Source organism: Microbacterium sp. Ru50 (assembly GCF_002920555.1).
In the GTDB taxonomy this organism is placed as follows: Bacteria; Actinomycetota; Actinomycetes; order Actinomycetales; family Microbacteriaceae; genus Microbacterium; species Microbacterium arborescens.
This window is the reverse complement of the sequence record NZ_PQSV01000003.1, coordinates 190390-206924: the sequence shown is the minus strand read 5'-3', so window position 1 is coordinate 206924 and position 16535 is coordinate 190390. Positions and strand designations below refer to the sequence as shown.

At 70.5% G+C, this 16535-nt stretch carries 13 protein-coding genes and 1 tRNA gene; 6 read left to right on the top strand and 8 right to left on the bottom strand.

Features of this window, described 5'->3' with window-relative positions; all coding sequences use genetic code 11:
- Positions 1-547: 547 nt before the first annotated feature.
- Positions 548-638: transfer RNA gene (locus C3481_RS13155), tRNA-Ser, on the bottom strand.
- Between the two features lie 70 nt (positions 639-708).
- On the opposite strand from C3481_RS13155, the gene C3481_RS13150 reads away from it, so the two are divergent.
- Complete coding sequence (locus C3481_RS13150) at positions 709-2094, top strand: MFS transporter (protein WP_103842792.1); 1386 nt, start codon at positions 709-711, stop codon at positions 2092-2094.
- On the opposite strand, the gene C3481_RS13145 is transcribed toward C3481_RS13150, so the two are convergent.
- The gene (locus C3481_RS13145) at positions 2091-2948 is read right to left on the bottom strand and encodes a helix-turn-helix transcriptional regulator (protein WP_103842723.1); all 858 of its coding nucleotides are present in this window, start codon (positions 2946-2948) and stop codon (positions 2091-2093) included. The genes C3481_RS13150 and C3481_RS13145 overlap by 4 nt on opposite strands.
- A gap of 100 nt (positions 2949-3048) precedes the next feature.
- Between C3481_RS13145 and C3481_RS13140 the strand changes: the two genes are divergently transcribed.
- The 3 genes from C3481_RS13140 (at position 3049) to radA (ending at position 6375) form a co-directional block, all read left to right on the top strand.
- A complete protein-coding gene (locus C3481_RS13140) occupies positions 3049-3834 on the top strand; it encodes an SDR family oxidoreductase (RefSeq protein WP_103842721.1) in 786 nt (261 codons plus the stop codon).
- 32 nt (positions 3835-3866) lie between these two features.
- Positions 3867-4823, top strand: coding sequence for an L-lactate dehydrogenase (locus C3481_RS13135; RefSeq protein WP_103842719.1), 957 nt, complete (start codon positions 3867-3869; stop codon positions 4821-4823).
- A 187-nt stretch (positions 4824-5010) separates the two neighbouring features.
- Positions 5011-6375: a DNA repair protein RadA gene (gene radA, locus C3481_RS13130; RefSeq protein WP_103842716.1), complete on the top strand. Its 1365-nt coding sequence runs from the start codon at positions 5011-5013 to the stop codon at positions 6373-6375.
- Positions 6376-6846: 471 nt separating this feature from the next.
- Here the strand turns inward: radA and C3481_RS13125 are convergent, their stop codons facing one another.
- From C3481_RS13125 to C3481_RS13115, 3 genes are all read right to left on the bottom strand, one after another.
- Positions 6847-7254 (bottom strand): hypothetical protein, encoded by a 408-nt coding sequence (locus C3481_RS13125; protein WP_023953832.1) that lies wholly within the window; start codon positions 7252-7254, stop codon positions 6847-6849.
- A 236-nt stretch (positions 7255-7490) separates the two neighbouring features.
- Positions 7491-8159, bottom strand: a complete 669-nt coding sequence (locus tag C3481_RS13120; RefSeq protein ID WP_181021930.1) for a hypothetical protein — start codon at positions 8157-8159, stop codon at positions 7491-7493.
- Positions 8160-8204: 45 nt separating this feature from the next.
- Entirely contained in the window at positions 8205-8717 is a 513-nt protein-coding gene (locus tag C3481_RS13115; protein WP_023953828.1) for an amino-acid N-acetyltransferase, read from the bottom strand.
- Between the two features lie 68 nt (positions 8718-8785).
- Between C3481_RS13115 and C3481_RS13110 the strand changes: the two genes are divergently transcribed.
- Both C3481_RS13110 and C3481_RS13105 read left to right on the top strand, forming a co-directional pair.
- On the top strand, positions 8786-11305 hold the full coding sequence (locus tag C3481_RS13110; protein ID WP_103842714.1) for a circularly permuted type 2 ATP-grasp protein: 2520 nt from the start codon (positions 8786-8788) through the stop codon (positions 11303-11305).
- Positions 11302-12186, top strand: a complete 885-nt coding sequence (locus tag C3481_RS13105) for a transglutaminase family protein (protein ID WP_023953824.1) — start codon at positions 11302-11304, stop codon at positions 12184-12186. The genes C3481_RS13110 and C3481_RS13105 overlap by 4 nt, the downstream gene beginning before the upstream one ends.
- 154 nt (positions 12187-12340) lie before the next feature.
- On the opposite strand, the gene C3481_RS13100 is transcribed toward C3481_RS13105, so the two are convergent.
- The 3 genes from C3481_RS13100 to C3481_RS13090 form a co-directional block, all read right to left on the bottom strand.
- A complete protein-coding gene (locus C3481_RS13100; protein ID WP_036304759.1) occupies positions 12341-13090 on the bottom strand; it encodes a gamma-glutamyl-gamma-aminobutyrate hydrolase family protein in 750 nt (249 codons plus the stop codon).
- 231 nt (positions 13091-13321) lie between these two features.
- On the bottom strand, positions 13322-13828 hold the full coding sequence (locus tag C3481_RS13095; RefSeq protein ID WP_258039123.1) for an N-acetyltransferase: 507 nt from the start codon (positions 13826-13828) through the stop codon (positions 13322-13324).
- A gap of 145 nt (positions 13829-13973) precedes the next feature.
- Entirely contained in the window at positions 13974-16499 is a 2526-nt protein-coding gene (locus C3481_RS13090) for an ATP-dependent Clp protease ATP-binding subunit (RefSeq protein ID WP_023953818.1), read from the bottom strand.
- Positions 16500-16535 lie beyond the last annotated feature (36 nt).

Genomic DNA, 16535 nt, shown 5'->3' with positions numbered 1-16535 from the left:
ACCGCGGCGACGATGAATCCCAGTGGAGCCCGTGTGCCCCGCGTCCGCCACAGTTCGTCGAGCAGGCCCTTCGTCGGCCGCGACGGGATGCTGGCAACGCCAACCTGAACCGCGCCCACGCCGGCATCGTCTTGCCCAAGGAGGACATACGCGTTGCCCGCCCCCTCGGGGACGTCACCCCACGCAACGGTGCTGGATCCTCGCAACTGCAATGCTGACATTCGCTCTACCTTCGTCACGTTCGGGCCACAACGACAGAGGTGAGTCCGTCTTCGGCCAGTCGATCAGACTATTGCGAACCGCGGACATTCGGCCATCACATTCCAACCATTCGGCGCGGCAGTGCACTCCCGCCGCTCACGCAAGGCCACATCACTCCGTCCCGCAGCTGCAGCCGAACCGAGAGGCGACGCGGGTAAGGGGAGCGATGGGGGAACCCCTGGGCCCGGTCCCCAAGGTGTTCCCACGGTGTTACCACGACCCTCCTGCGAACACGACGAAACCCCCGCGATCCCAGTGTTTCCAAGGGTTCTGCGGGGGTTTCGGGTGGCGGTGACGGTGGGATTTGAACCCACGGTAGGGGGTTACCCTACACAACTTTTCGAGAGTTGCACCTTCGGCCGCTCGGACACGTCACCGCCGACCAGCTTACGACATCTCGAGCCATCCCGCGAACCACGGTGTCCGAGTCGGGCGTAGCGTGTGTTCGTGACGCGATCATCGGCCCCGCAGACAGCTCTCATCGTCGCGATCGCGTCGCTCGCGTCATCCGTGGCTTTCCTCGACAGCACGATCGTGAACGTCGCACTCCCGGCGATCGAGCGCGAGCTCGGCGGCGGACTCGCGACGCAGCAATGGGCGGTCGACGCGTATCTGCTGACGCTGTCGTCCCTCATCCTGCTCGCGGGCTCGGTGAGCGACGCCTACGGGCGCCTCCTCGTGCTCCGCATCGGACTGATCGGCTTCGGTGTCGCCTCGGTGGCGGTAGGTCTCGCGCAAGACCCGGTCTTCCTCATCGCCGCGCGCGCCGTCCAAGGCGCGGCAGGCGCGTTCCTCGTGCCGAGTTCACTCGCCCTCATCACCTCGCTCCTCCAGGGCCACGAGCGCTCTCGCGCCATCGGCCTGTGGACGGCCTTCACGACGGGCGCCTCGCTCGTCGGGCCGCTGCTCGGCGGCCTCTTCGTCGACCTGCTCTCCTGGCGCTACGCATTCCTCATCAACGTGCTGCCGGTGGCCGTCACGCTGTGGCTCGTCGCGCGGCTCCCCGTCCACGACGAGCGCCGGGCCGACGCCGGCATCGACTGGCTCGGCGCCGCCCTGTGCACGGCCGGCCTCGGCGGCATGGTCTTCGCCCTCATCGAGCAGCCGAACCTCGGCTGGAGCTCCCCCGCGATCTGGATGCCGCTGGCCGGCGGCGCCGTGATGTTCGCGGCCTTCCTGCTGCGGCAGCGAACGTCGCGGCATCCGATCCTGCCCCTCGGACTGTTCCGCGCGCGCAACTACTGGACCGGCAACCTCGCGACCCTGTTCGTGTACGCGGCCCTCTCGCTGAACGGCTTCGTCGTCGGCGTCTACCTGCAGGAGGGCGCCGGCCTCAGCGCGACGCTGGCGGGCCTGGCGAGCCTGCCGACCACGGTACTGCTGATCGCGCTGAGCCCGTGGGCCGGCTCGCTCGCGGAACGCCTCGGCGGGCGCCTGTTCATGACCGTCGGCCCCCTCGTCATGGCCGGCGGCGCACTGATGCTGCTGCTCGTCGGCGAGCGCTTCGACTACTGGTGGCAGGTGCTCCCCGGCCTCATCGTGTTCGGACTCGGGCTCGGCGCGACGGTCTCGCCGCTGACCTCCACGATCCTCGGCGCGATCGACTCCGAGCGCTCGGGCATCGCCTCGGCGGTCAACAACGCCGTCGCGCGGGTCGCGGGTCTCGTGGTCATCGCCTTCTTGGCGCCCATCGTGGGCGGCACGCTCGACCTCGCCGGCTTCCACCGGGCGGCGATCGTCACTGCCGCACTCATGGCCGCAGGCGGGCTCATCGCCTTCGCCGGCATCCGGAACAGCGCGCCCTCAGCCACCGCCCCGGCAGCGGCGGGCTAGCGCGCGCCCGGCGAGCGCTCCGCCGCGAGCGGGCCGAGCACCGACAGCATCCGCAGCTTCTCCGCCGCCTCCGACCCGGGCTCGGGGGTGAGGGTGAGGAGCGCCTGCGAACGGTCCTCCGTGAAGAGCACCTGGCAGTCGACCCCGATCTCGCCGACGGCGGGATGCACGACCACCTTGTGATCTGCGAACCGCTCGGCGACCTCCTCGAGATCCCAGAGCCGGGCGAACTCGGCGCTCCGCTCGCGCAGGTCGTCGACGAGACGCGCGGCCCGCGACCCTGCACCACCCCGGCCCGCGACGGCGCGGAGATTCGCCACGATGGCCCGGCTCTGCCGGTCATGATCGGATGCCGGATACACCGCCCGCTCGCTGACAGGATGCACGAACCAGCACCAGGCGCCGCTGCGTTCGCGACCGGTGCGTCGTTCGCGCGCACCGAAGAGAGCCCGCGCGAGGTCGTTCTGGGCGAGAGTCTCGTCGAGCTCGGTGATCACGAGCGCCGGGATGTCGTCGAGCCGATTGAGCACCCGCTGAAGCGCCGGAGCGACGTGGTCGGCGGCGCCGGAGCGCTCGGGCGGCGTATGCCCCCCGAGGCGATGCAGGTGGTCGCGCTCCGAGCGCGAGAGGCGCAGGGCCCGCGTGAGCGACGCGAGCATCTGCAGGCTCGGCTGCGGCCCGCGCTCCTGCTCGAGACGCGTGTAGTAGTCGGCGCTCATGAGAGCGAGTTGCGCGACCTCTTCGCGACGGAGTCCCGGCACCCGGCGGCGCTCCCCCGACGGCAGTCCGACGTCCTCCGGACGCAGCCGCTCGCGACGTGCGCGGAGGAATCGGGCGAGTGCGGCGCGGTCCACGCATCCATTGTGACCGCGGAGACCCGCTCGAGCCAGGGACCGCCGCTCCCCCGTTCGCGTGTGCCTGGATGCGTGGGGATGCCGCGACGAGAGTCGTCGCATGGACATCACCGGACGCACCATCTTCATCCCCGGCGCGACGAGCGGCATCGGCCGCGCCCTCGCCATCGCCCTCGCCCTCGCCGAGCGCGGCAACACGGTCATCGTCGGTGGCCGCCGGCGCGAGCTCATCGACGACCTCCGCTCGTCGCACCCGGGCATCGACGGCGTCGAGATCGACACGTCGGATGCCGCATCCATCGAACGCGCCGCCGCCGAGGTTCTGGAACGGCATCCCGGCCTCGACGTGCTCGTGACGATGGCGGGCATCATGAATGCGGAGGACTGGACCTCTCCCGCGGGATTCGTCGACAGCGCGGAACGCACCGTCACGACGAACCTGATGGGGCCCATCCGGCTGATCGGCGCATTCATCGAGCACCTGCTGACCCGCCCCGCCGCGACGATCATGACGGTCTCGTCGGGGCTGGCCTTCGCCCCGCTCGCTGCGACGCCCAGCTACAACGCCACGAAGGCGGCGGTCCACATGCTGAGCGAATCGCTGCGCCTGCAGTACGCCGGCTCCCCCGTCGAGATCGTGGAGCTCGTGCCGCCGGCGGTGCAGACCGACCTCATGCCCGGTCACGCCGACAACCCGCAAGCGCAGCCGCTCGACGAGTTCGTCGACGAGGTGATGGCGATCCTCGAGCGGGATGCCGATGTGCGTGAAGTGCTCGTCGAGCGCGTGAAGTTCCTGCGCCATGGTGAAGCGCGCGGCGACTACGCAGATGTCGTGCGCACACTCAACTCCTCCGACCCCCACGCAGGTCGGGGAGGGGCCCGGTAGCGACTCTCATACGCCCCTGCCAGACTGAGATCATGAGCGCGATCGAGAACTCCAAACTCACCGTCGTCGGCGCGGGCGCCGTCGGATCCAGCGTCGCCTACGCGGCCCTCATCCGCGGCTCGGCGCGTCACGTGGCCCTCTACGACATCGCCACCGAGAAGACCGAGGCCGAGGTGCTCGACCTCGCACACGGCGCTCAGTTCACCGGCTCGAGCGACATCATCGGCGGGTCCGACATCTCCGTCGCAGAGGGCTCGCACGTCGTGGTCATCACCGCCGGCGCCAAGCAGAAGCCCGGACAGACGCGCACGGAGCTCGCGGGCGTGAATGCCGGCATCATCGCCTCGATGATGCCGCAGCTGCTCGAGGTCGCCCCCAATGCGACCTTCGTCATCGTGACCAACCCGTGCGACGTGCTCACCGTTCTCGCGCAGGAGGCCACCGACCTGCCGCCCGAGCGCATCTTCGCCTCCGGCACCGTTCTCGACACCTCGCGTCTGCGCTGGAAGATCGCCCGTCGCGCCGGTGTCTCGATCTCGAGCGTGCACGCCTACATCGTCGGCGAGCACGGTGACACCGAGTTCCCGCTGTGGTCGCATGCCACCATCGGCACGGTGCCCATCCTCGACTGGGTGCCCCTCGACGGTCAGCCCAAGTTCACCGCCGAGGAGCTGGACCAGATCGCCGTCGACGTCCGCGACGCCGCATACAAGGTGATCCAGGGCAAGGGCGCGACGAACTACGCCATCGGCCTCTCGAGCGCGCGCATCGTCGAGGCGATCCTGCGCGACGAGGATGCCGTACTGCCCGTCTCCACGGTGCTGCGCGACTTTCACGGTGTCGACGGCATGGCGTTGTCCGTGCCGTCGGTCGTCAACCGCCGGGGCGCGTTCCCTGTGCGCGAGATCGAGTTCTCGGGGCGCGAGCTCGAGCTGTTCCAGCACTCGGCGGCGGCCCTCAGCGACGTCGCCACCTCCCTGCGCGGCTGACCTCGCGCGCGCCCGGCGCGCGGTGTCGCGCGGGGTGCTGATACATACGTCGGACCAGCGGTGCTGGTGTCGTCCCGGAGGCCCGGGTGTGCGACATCCGCACCACCGGTCCGACGTATGTATCGCCCGAACCGGCGCCGGCGCTGACAGACGAGGGGATGTCGGGGGTCGCGCCTACCCTGGACGCATGGCCTCTCGACGTCCCGCCCCCACCACGGCCTTCAAGTGCACGGAATGCGGGTGGACGACGGCGAAGTGGGTCGGCCGCTGCGGGGAGTGCCAGCAGTGGGGCACCGTCGTCGAGGCGGCGACGCAGACCGGCATCACGTCGACCGTGACGGCGGTGAGTCCAGGCGCTGCGCGCGCCGCTCGTCCGATCACCGAGATCGACACGACCGAGGCACCACGGCGGTCGAGCGGTGTCGGCGAGTTCGACCGCGTGCTCGGCGGCGGCGTCGTCCCCGGCGCGGCGATCCTGCTGTCGGGTGAGCCCGGCGTCGGCAAGTCGACTCTGCTGCTCGAGGTGGCCGCCCAGTCGGCTCGCTCGGGGCGTCGCGTGCTCTACGCGAGTGCCGAGGAGTCGCTCGGTCAGGTCCGGCTCCGTGCCGAGCGGACCGGCGCGCTGCACGACGCCCTCTACCTCGCGAGCGAGACCGACCTCGCCACGGTGCTCGGCCACGTCGACGAGGTGCGTCCCGATCTGCTCATCGTCGACTCGGTGCAGACGGTGTCGTCATCGCTCTCCGACGGAGTGGCCGGCCAGCCGAGCCAGGTGCGCGAAGTGGCGTCGACGCTGATCCGTGTCGCGAAAGAGCGCGACCTCCCCGTCCTCATCGTCGGACACGTCACGAAAGACGGGTCGATCGCCGGCCCCCGCGTCCTGGAACACCTCGTCGACGTCGTCTGCCAGTTCGAGGGAGACCGGCAGACCTCGCTCCGGTTCGTCCGAGCACTGAAGAACCGTTTCGGGCCGACGGATGAGGTCGGATGCTTCGACATGACCGGCGACGGCATCGCAGAGGTGCCCGATCCGAGCGCGCTGTTCCTGGGCCACGGCGACCCCGTCCCCGGAACCTGCGTGACGATCGCGCTCGAGGGTCGACGCGCGCTGCCCGTCGAAGTCCAGGCACTGACGCTCAAGACCGGGGCGCCGAACCCCCGCCGTGTCGTCAGCGGCGTCGACAGCGCTCGCGTCGCGATGATCCTCGCCGTGCTCGAGAAGCGGGGAGTCGCAGTCACGAGTGACCAGGATGTCTACGTCTCGACCGTGGGCGGCGTGCGCCTCGTCGAGCCCGCCGCCGACCTCGCCATCGCCATCGCCATCGCCGGCGCCGTCGGCGGCAAGGCCGTGTCGCGACAGGTGGCGGCCTTCGGTGAGCTCAGCCTCGCGGGCGAGATCCGCCCGGTCACCCAGTCGAGCCAGCGGCAGTCCGAAGCGAAGCGCATGGGCTATACCGCGGTGGTGGATGCCTCATCCCGGACCATCGGGGGAGCGATGCGCGACCTGCAGGTGCGCCAGCCCGCGGCATCCGCCACCGACACCGGCTTCTGACCCGCTCACGCCCTTCGCCCCGCCTCACCTGGCAGCTCACGCCCCCACCCGAGGGATGACGGGGCACCAACTGCCAACCCAGCGAACAGCACCCCAACACACCCCGCCTCACCTGGCAGCTCGCGCCCCCACCCACGCGTCGATAGGGCACCAAGTGCCAACCCAGCGACCAGCCCCCAACACACCCCGCCTCACCTGGCAGCTCACGCCCCCACCCGAGGAATGGCGGGGCACCAACTGCCAACCCAGCGACCAGCACCCCAACCCACCCCGACTCACCTGGCAGCTCGCGCCCCCACCCGAGGGATGACGGGGCACCAACTGCCAGCCCAAACCTCGAGCCCCAACACACCCCGTCCACCTGGCAGCTCACGCCCGCACTCAGCGCTCGAGCGGGCGCGAAGCGCCAACCCAAACCACGAGCCCCAAACCCCAAACCCCGAGCCCAAACCCGAACCCGAGACCGTACGATCACGCGTCGAGGGCGGCGATCACGTCCTGCGGGGCGGCCTGCATCGGGTGCGGGCCCGCGATGTCGAAGAACACCGTGGTGATCTCCGACTCGTGAACCCCGAGGAACGCGCGCAGACCGCCGGGCGACTGCAGCGCGACATGGGCCGGGAGCGCCTCGGGCTTGTGGGCCGCATCGCTGAACAGGAGCAGCGCGACATCCCCCGTGTTCGGATCCCGATAGGTCCAGATCTCCCCGACGTCGCGCGGATCATCCCGGTTCCCCGGCCGCATGAGCGGCACGACGGTCGGGCCGTGCCGCAGGGCGAACGCGAGGGCCGCCATGTCCTGCGTCTGCAGAGCGTCGGCGAGCTGCGGGTTGCGGAACTCGGGCAGCGGCTTCTTCGCGCCCCGCTTCTTTCCAGCCATCACCTCAGCCTAGAGAGAGAAGGGGCCCTCTCGAACTCTTCATTGGGGACTGAGGAAATCGAGAGGGCCCATCGCTCGCCCGAGGTGGGGATCCGTCGTCGCGATTCTGGGGGGTTACGCGACTACTCGCTGCTGGGGACAGCGGGGGTTCCTCGGGGAACTGCATCCAGGTTACGACCGGTCCCGACCCCTGTCTGCCTCTAGCCGGTGAGAAAAGTCTCACCCACGCGACGGCTTCAGCGCAGGACGAACTGACGTTCCTGCTGACCCGCCAGCCCGCCGATCTCGACCGCCAGATTGAAGTAGCCCGCGGGCGCTGCCGGCCGCTCCCCGTCGCAGCTGTCCACCGACGACCGCGTGCGATCCCAGGTGATCGGCGTCACGCTCGAGACCGTCTGTCCGGGATCGATCTGCACGACCTGGTCGCTCGACTCGCTCTGACAGTCGGTCGAGCGCCACCAGACGTCGGGGCCGCTCGAAACCGTCAGCTTCTGCGTCGCCGTGCCGACGTTGAGCAGGCACGGTTCCGCGCCCGAGTTCGTCAGCGAGATCGACAGCTGCGGCAGCTCGCCGGCGCCGTAGGCGTCCTTATCGGTGACCGCGGAGACCTGGACCGATCGCGCAGAGCATGCCTCGACCTCGGCCGGCGTGGCGTCCGAAGACGGCTGAGGCGCGCTCGGGGATGCCGCGGGCGCGGGCTGGTCGGCCGGAGGAGACGCCGACGCCTCGCCGGCATCCGACGACACGGTCGGAGCGGGCGCGCTGCCCGCGGTCGAGCCCTCCCACGGGCGCCAGAACGCGAGCACGACGGCCGCGATGACGAGGAGCACGACGAGGAGCAGCACGAGACGTCGCCGACGGTAGACCGCGGGCGAATGACGGCGGCGAGGCGGCGTGTCGGTCATGAAGCCAGGGTAGGACGCGGGCCGGATGCCGCCGAGGCGGCACGCCTAGAGGTGCTTGAGCATCCGGGTGTTGCCCAGGGTGTTCGGCTTGACGTGCGCGAGGTCGAGGAACTCCGCGATGCCCTCGTCGGGGCTCCGCAGCAGCTGGGAGTACACGTCGGCATCGACGATCTGCTCGCCGATCGCCTCGAAGCCGCGACGCGCGAAGAAGTCGACCTCGAACGTGAGGCAGAACAGGCGCGACAGGCCGAGCTCCCGAGCGCCCTGTTCGAGCCGGTCGACGATCGCGCCGCCCACCCCGCGGTGCAGCCACTCGTCGACGACGATGAGGGTGCGCACCTCGCCCAGGTCTTCCCACATGACATGGAGGGCGCCGCATCCGATCAGCTGCCCGTCGGCCTCGGCGACGACGAACTCCTGCACCGACTCGTAGAGCACCACGAGGTCCTTGCCGAGCAGGATTCGTCGCTGCACCCAGGGCTCGAGCATCTCGCGGATGCCGCGGACGTCGCTCGCCCGTGCGGGGCGGACGACGAAGGCCGGGTCGTCGGAGCTCACACCTCAACGATAGTCCGCGCCGGTAAGGTTGCCTCAGCCCGAGATCCCTCCCGCTTTGGAGTGCCGACGTGAGCGTGCTCCGTGACTACGCAGCCGCAGTGTCCCAGCCGACACTGCCGCTGTCGTCGCTTCCCCACGGACCTGCAGACCTGTCACGCTACGACGAGGTGGTCGACGCCGACGGCGGCCTCCGCCCGGCCTGGCAGTCTCTCGCGGGCCTCGCGCTGGCCCTGACGCCGTCCGAGCTCGGCCGCGTCGAAGGCGAGATCACCCGTTTTCTCGCCGATGACGGCGTGACCTACGTCCGGCCCGACAGCGGCGCCCAGCCCTGGCAGCTCGACCCCGTTCCGCTCGTCGTCGACGCCGCCAGCTGGGCCCCGCTCGAGACGGGCCTCGCACAGCGCGCCGAGCTGCTGAACGCCGTCCTCGCCGACCTGTACGGACCGCAGACCCTGCTGTCATCGGGGGTCGTCCCCGCCGCCGCGGTGCTCGGCCACTCGGGATTCCTCCGCCCCCTCGCGCGGGCGACCGCGGCAGACCGGCATCCGCTGCTGCTGTCGGGCACCGACCTCGGTCGTGACGCCGACGGCGAATGGCGCGTGCTCGCCGACCGCGTGCAGGCCCCGTCCGGCCTCGGGTTCGCGATGGAGAACCGCCGCGTCATCTCGCAGGTGCTCCCCGATCTATACCAGCAGAGCGACCCGCACCGCATGGAACCCTACTTCTCGGCGCTGCACGCGACGCTCGCCGCATCGGCGCCGGAGGGCGTCACCGAGCCCCGCGTCGTCGTCCTGACGCCGGGGCCGCACTCCGAGACCGCGTTCGACCAGGCCTTCCTCGCGCGGGGCCTGGGCCTGTCGCTCGTGCAGGGCAGCGACCTCGTCGTGCGCGGCGGCCGGGTGTGGATGAAGCCCACCGGCTGGCCCCGCCGGGAACCGACCGAGCAGGTCGACGTCATCCTGCGCCGCGTCGACGCGGAATGGTGCGACCCGCTCGAGCTGCGCTCCGACTCGCGCCTGGGCGTGGCCGGCCTCACCGAGGCGGTGCGGCGCGGAACCGTGCGCCTGGTCAACGGCCTCGGAGCGGGCGTCCTCGAGAACCCGGCGCTCCTGCCATACCTGCCCGCCGCATGCGAGGCGCTGCTCGGCGAACAGCTGCGCCTGCCCGCCGTCCCGACGTGGTGGTGCGGTGACGACGAAGCGTGCGCCACCGTCATCGAGCGCGTGCGCGCGCAGGACCCGACGTTGCTCGTCCGGACGATCGACGGGTCGCGCCGCGATCTCGCGGGACGGGATGCCTCGGCCGTCGCCGACCGCATCGAGGCGAACCCGCACCGATACGTCGGTCAGGAGCTGCTGCCCCTCTCGCAGGCCCCCGTCTGGACCGGCGAGGGGGCACGCGCCCGGGCTCTGATCTTCCGCGCATTCACTCTGCGCCACGGCTCGGCCTACCGCCCGCTCCTCGGCGGGCTCGCCACGGTCCGCGAGAGTCCCGACTCGGCCCCCACCACGAAGGACGTGTGGGTGCTGAAGGCCGCCGAAGGTGACGCCGACCAGGGCCTCATCGAGATCGGCCCGCTCCCGGGCGGCCGCAGCGCGCCGAGCATCGCTCCGCGCGCCCTCGACGACATGTTCTGGTCGGGTCGCTACGCCGAGCGCGCCGAAGACCTGCTGCGGCTCGTGCTCACGGCGCAGCAGCAGCTCGACCTCGCCGGAGCCGGCCGCGCCAGCCACACGAGCGCCCGCGTGCTGCGCGACGCCGTCCACCGGCTCGCCGGGCCGGGACCGGATGCCGCCGACGCCGACTTCCGGTCGCTCCTGCTCGACCCCGCGCGGGTGGGCTCGGCCGCCCATGCGCTCAGCCGACTGCGCGAGGCGCTCGACGGAGTCCGCGACCAGCTGTCGGGCGACACCTGGCGCGTCTTCGCGGGCATCGAACGCGCCTCTCGTGCGCTCCGGGCCTCATCGCACGCGCACCGCACGGCCGAGTCGGCGGGACGCATGCTCACCGTCGTGCTGTCGTTGCAGGGCGTGACGGCCAACATGATGCGCGACACCGGATGGCACTTCATCGAGGCGGGACGCTTCCTCGAGCGCGCACTGCAGGTGTGCCACGTGCTGCGGGTCGTCGTCGACCGCCGCGACGCGCGCACCGAACGGGCCGTCCTCGAGGCGCTGCTCACCGCGTCGGAGAGCATCGTCACCCACCGCCGCCGATTCCGCGGGTCGGTGCGCCTCGACGACGTGCTCGACCTGCTGCTGCGCGATCCCGACAACCCCCGCTCTCTCGCGTTCTGCCTCGCCGAACTGCGGACGCATCTCGCGGCGGCTCCCGCATCGACGGGGTCGACCCGTCCGGAGCGCCTGGTCGACGACCTCGAGAACCTCGTCGACGCGATCGACACGGATGCGCTGGGGGATGCCGTCGACGGCATCCGATCGCCGCTCTCCGCGCTGCTCGACGACCTCATGGCGCAGCTCGAACAGCTCGGCGACGCGATCGACGAGCTGCACTTCGAGAGCGGCCCGCCCCCGGTCGCCCTGTCGTCGCTCGCCCTCATCGAGGAACTGATGGAGGCTCGCGCGTGAAGCAGTACCGCGTCTGGCATCGCACCGCCTACACCTACAGCGCCCCCGTCGAGGACAGCGTCGGGCAGTTCCACCTGATCCCGCGCGAGCTGCCCGGGCAACGGGTGCGCGAGGCGGATGTCGTCGTCTCCCCCGCCCCGGGCGACATGCGTCGCGAATCCGACTACTTCGGCAACTGGTCGACCTACTTCCACGTCACCGACGCGCATGAGGCGCTGTCGATCGAGGCGTCGAGCGAGGTCGTGGTCTCCGCGCCGGAGTACGACCCGGCAGCACTCGACCTGCCCTGGGAGTCGGCGCGACCGCTGCGGCATCCCGACCAGGAGGGGGCGTGGCGCGCCGCGGAGTTCGCGATGCCGTCTCCCCGCGTCGCGCAGTCGGACGCCACCGCCGCCTACGGCGCGGTCTCGCTCACCCCGGGGCGCCCGATCGGCGAAGCGGCGACCGACCTGATGCACCGCATCTACACCGACTTCGACTACGACAGCACCGCGACGACCGTCACGAGCACCGTCGCCGATGCGCTGGAGAAGCGCGCCGGCGTCTGCCAGGACTTCGCTCACGTCGCCCTCGCGTGCCTGCGCTCGCACGGCGTCGCGGCACGCTACGTCTCGGGCTACCTCGCGACCCAGCCACCGCCCGGCAAGGAGCGGGTCTTCGGCGCCGATGCCTCGCACGCGTGGCTCGCGGTCTGGCTGCCCGGCACCGATCAGTGGCTCGCGATCGACCCGACGAACGACCAGTGGGCCAACGACCGCTACGTCACGGTCGCGTGGGGCCGGGACTACGGCGACGTCTCGCCCGTCAAGGGCATCATCTTCACCGAGGCGAAGACCTCGACTCTGCGCGTCTCGGTCGACGTCGCCCCGCTCGAGCCCTGACGCGCCGGGGGTGCCGCTCGCGTTCCGCCGTGCGCGGATGCAAGGGATCCGCGCCGACACCCCGGGGCGGGGCATCCATCTCCGGGGTGTCGGGCACGAATGCTTGCATCGCGGCACGTAAGCGCGTGCCGACCGGCCACGGATGCCGGCGGGCTCAGCGGCCCGCTGCGTACTCCGTCGCTGCGGCGACGAGGCCGAGGAAGAGCCGGCGGTCGGCGGCATCCTCCTCGGGATGCCACTGCACCGCCACGAGGAAATCCGACCCGGGAGACTCGATCGCCTGCGGCAGCCCCTCGCCGCTGCGCGCCGAGACCACGAGATCGTCGCCGAGGCGGTCGATGCCCTGGTGGTGATAGCTGCTCACGGTGAGGGCGCCCGTTCCGACGAGCTCGGACAGCATCGTCCCGGCCGACACCGCGACCTCGTTCCGCGCGAAGACACCGTCGCCGAGCTGGTAGCGATCGGTGCCCAGCACGTCCGGGAGATGCTGATGGAGCGTGCCGCCCGCGGCGACGTTGATGAGCTGCAATCCGCGGCAGATGCCGAGAACCGGGATGCCGCGCTCGCGGGCGCCTCGCAGCAGCGCCAGCTCCCAGTCGTCGCGGTCGGACCGGGCCGGATCCGTGAGGGGGTGCCGCTCGGCGCCGTACAGCTCGGGCTGCACGTCGAGGCCGCCCGTGAGCACGAGGCCGTCGATCCGGTCGAGCACGACATCCGCGGCGGCCCGGGGCGACGGCTGCGGCGGCAGCAGCAGCGCGGCACCGCCCGATGACGTCACCCCGTCGAAGTACTGCTGCGGCAGGAAGCTCGCCCGCACGTCCCACACCCCCTGTTGCGCACGCTCGAGGTAGGTCGTCAGGCCGATGACGGGTCGGGGCGCCGTCGTGGCGTCGTCGCTGCTCACGCGCCGATCGTAGAACCGCTGTGTTTCGCGCCGATCACACGCGGCACACCGCCCTCCGGGATGCGGGCGGCAGACCGCGGGCAACGCGCCGAGGTCCATGCGACGCGTCCCGTCGACCGGCTCCGGGCGCACACGGCGACCGAGACACCGCACGCCACCGCGCTCAGCCTGTTGGCGACACCGGGAAGCGAAACGGAGCGCGGAGATGAGCGGAGGGCGACGAGCTTGAGGTCAGCGCAGCGCTCGGCGCAGGCAGATCAGTCGCGCGCGCGATTCCCACGACGGCTCGATGGTGAAACCCTGAGACCGATAGAGGGCGAGCGCGTCGGCGCGCCAGTCCCAGACGGACAGCCGCAGCCCCTCCGCATCCGCTCGCTCGGCGTGCTCGCGCGCGTATGCCATGAGAGCCGCCGCTACCCCGCGCCGGCGTCCGGCCGGCGCGACCCACAGCCGCTTCACCTCGACGTCGCGTCCGGAGCGCTGCAACGCCACCATGCCGACGACCCCGTCGTGCCCCTCGGCGACGACGACCACCGCTCCCGCGAACGCCGACGCCGGGTCGTCGATCTCGGCCTGGTATCGCGCCGGGAGCTCAGCACCGGCGAGCCGGTCCACCGCCCCGTGCTGGGCCTTCTCGTGTTCCGTCTGCAGGTGGTAATCGCGAAGGAGGCCCGAGACGGCAGCCCGATCCGCATCCATCCTGTCGACGGCACGAACGACGACGGTGTTCGACTGCATCCCGCCATTCTCGGGCACCGGCGGCCGTCCGAGCCATGCCCTCGCCCTCCGAGCCAGCGCACGACCCACCCGCGCCGGAAACGCCGGAGGGGCGGATGCCGCAGCATCCGCCCCTCAGTGCAGCTGGTCGCTCTCGCGAACCCGGTCAGTCGCCGCTCGCAGCGATGTCGGGGGTCGCGGCGATCTCGCCGGCCGCGCCGACGCCGACCGCGACCTTGCCCTCGCGCGGAGCCGTCTCGAAGACGAACTTTCCGCCCTCGGTGTCGACCTTGACGTGGTCGCCCGCGTTGAGCTCACCGTGCAGGATCTTCTCGCTGAGCTGGTCCTCGACCTCGCGCTGCATCGCACGACGCAGCGGCCGGGCACCGAGCGCCGGGTCGAAGCCGATCTCGATGAGGCGGTCCTTCGCGGCATCCGACAGCTCCACCGTCATGTCGCGGTCGAGCAGACGGTCGCTCAGTCGCTTCGTGAACAGGTCGACGATCTGACGGAGCTCGGCCTTGTTCAGCTGCGGGAAGACGATGACGTCGTCGACGCGGTTGAGGAACTCGGGCTTGAAGTGCCGCTTGAGCTCCTCGTCGACCTTGCCCTTCATCCGCTCGTAGCTGGTCTGCGCGTTGCCCTCGACCTGGAAGCCGACCGGACCACCGGCGATCGCCGACGAACCGAGGTTCGTCGTCATGATGATCACGGTGTTCTTGAAGTCGACGATGCGGCCCTGACCGTCGGTCAGACGACCCTCTTCGAGGATCTGCAGCAGCGAGTTGAAGATGTCGGGGTGGGCCTTCTCGATCTCGTCGAAGAGCACGACCGAGAACGGCTTGCGGCGCACCTTCTCGGTGAGCTGGCCGCCCTCTTCGAATCCGACGAATCCGGGAGGGGCACCGAACAGACGCGAGACGGTGTGCTTCTCGCCGAACTCCGACATGTCGAGGGAGATCAGCGCACCCTCGTCGTCGAACAGGAACTCGGCGAGCGCCTTGGCCAGCTCGGTCTTTCCGACGCCGGTGGGACCGGCGAAGATGAACGAGCCCGAGGGACGCTTGGGGTCCTTCAGACCAGCACGCTGACGACGGATCGTGCGCGAGAGCGCCGCGATGGCCTCTTCCTGGCCGACGACGCGCTGGTGCAGCGCCTTCTCCATGAAGACGAGACGGCTGGTCTCCTCCTCGGTGAGCTTGAACACCGGGATGCCGGTGGCCTGGGCGAGCACTTCGGCGATAAGGCCTTCGTCGACCACCGCGTGCGACGCGACGTCACCCGAACGCCACTGCTTCTCGAGACGCAGGCGCTCGGCGAGCAGCGACTTCTCCTCGTCGCGGAGCGCCGCGGCCTTCTCGAAGTCCTGCTCCTCGCTCGCGCGCTCCTTGTCCTCACGGACCTTGGCGATCTTCTCGTCGAACTCGCGCAGCTCGGGCGGCGACGACAGGATCGACAGGCGCAGGCGGGCGCCGGCCTCATCGATCAGGTCGATGGCCTTGTCGGGCAGGAAGCGATCGCTGACGTACCGGTCGGCGAGGTTGGCCGCGGCGACCAGTGCACCGTCGGTGATCTGCACCTTGTGGTGCGCCTCGTAGCGGTCGCGCAGGCCCTTCAGGATGTTGATCGCGTGAGGGATGCTGGGCTCGCCGACCTGGATCGGCTGGAACCGGCGCTCGAGGGCGGCATCCTTCTCGAAGTGCTTGCGGTACTCGTCGAGAGTCGTGGCACCGATCGTCTGGAGCTCGCCGCGGGCGAGCAGCGGCTTGAGGATCGACGCCGCGTCGATCGCGCCTTCGGCCGCACCGGCACCGACGAGCGAGTGGATCTCGTCGATGAAGACGATGATGTCGCCGCGGGTGCGGATCTCCTTCGTGACCTTCTTCAGGCGCTCCTCGAAGTCGCCGCGGTAGCGGGAACCGGCGATGAGCGATCCGAGGTCGAGCGAGTAGACCTGCTTGTCCTTGAGCGTCTCGGGCACATCTCCCTTGACGATCGCCTGGGCGAGGCCCTCGACGACGGCGGTCTTGCCGACGCCGGGCTCGCCGATCAGGACGGGGTTGTTCTTGGAGCGACGCGAGAGGATCTGCATGACCCGCTCGATCTCCTTCTCGCGGCCGATCACCGGGTCGAGCTTGTTGTCGCGCGCGGCCTGCGTGAGGTTGCGCCCGAACTGGTCGAGCACGGCCGAGCCGCCCTGCGGCGCCTGGGTCTGCTCGCCCGCGCCGACGGTCGCGCCGGCGGGCTCCTTGCCCTGGTAGCCGCTGAGCAGCTGGATGACCTGCTGGCGCACCTTGTTCAGGTCGGCGCCGAGCTTGACGAGCACCTGAGCGGCGACGCCCTCGCCCTCGCGGATGAGGCCGAGGAGGATGTGCTCGGTGCCGATGTAGTTGTGTCCGAGCTGCAGCGCTTCGCGCAGCGACAGCTCGAGGACCTTCTTCGCGCGCGGCGTGAACGGGATGTGACCGGTCGGCTGCTGCTGCCCCTGACCGATGATGTCCTGCACCTGCTCGCGCACGGCGTCGAGCGAGATGCCCAGGCTCTCGAGGGCCTTGGCCGCGACGCCTTCACCCTCGTGGATCAGACCCAGGAGGATGTGCTCGGTCCCGATGTAGTTGTGGTTGAGCATCTTCGCCTCTTCTTGGGCGAGCACGACCACGCGACGGGCACGATCCGTGAATCTCTCGAACATCGTCAGCCTCCTTCGAGCGCCGGGACTCCGGGCGCT

Coding starts and splice junctions, on each gene's coding strand:
- C3481_RS13140 (WP_103842721.1), top strand. CDS start 3,049: ATGGACATCACCGGACGCACCATCTTCATCCCCGGCGCGACGAGCGGC.
- C3481_RS13135 (WP_103842719.1), top strand. CDS start 3,867: ATGAGCGCGATCGAGAACTCCAAACTCACCGTCGTCGGCGCGGGCGCC.
- radA (WP_103842716.1), top strand. CDS start 5,011: ATGGCCTCTCGACGTCCCGCCCCCACCACGGCCTTCAAGTGCACGGAA.
- C3481_RS13125 (WP_023953832.1), bottom strand. CDS start 7,254: ATGGCTGGAAAGAAGCGGGGCGCGAAGAAGCCGCTGCCCGAGTTCCGC.
- C3481_RS13120 (WP_181021930.1), bottom strand. CDS start 8,159: ATGACCGACACGCCGCCTCGCCGCCGTCATTCGCCCGCGGTCTACCGT.
- C3481_RS13095 (WP_258039123.1), bottom strand. CDS start 13,828: ATGCAGTCGAACACCGTCGTCGTTCGTGCCGTCGACAGGATGGATGCG.
- C3481_RS13090 (WP_023953818.1), bottom strand. CDS start 16,499: ATGTTCGAGAGATTCACGGATCGTGCCCGTCGCGTGGTCGTGCTCGCC.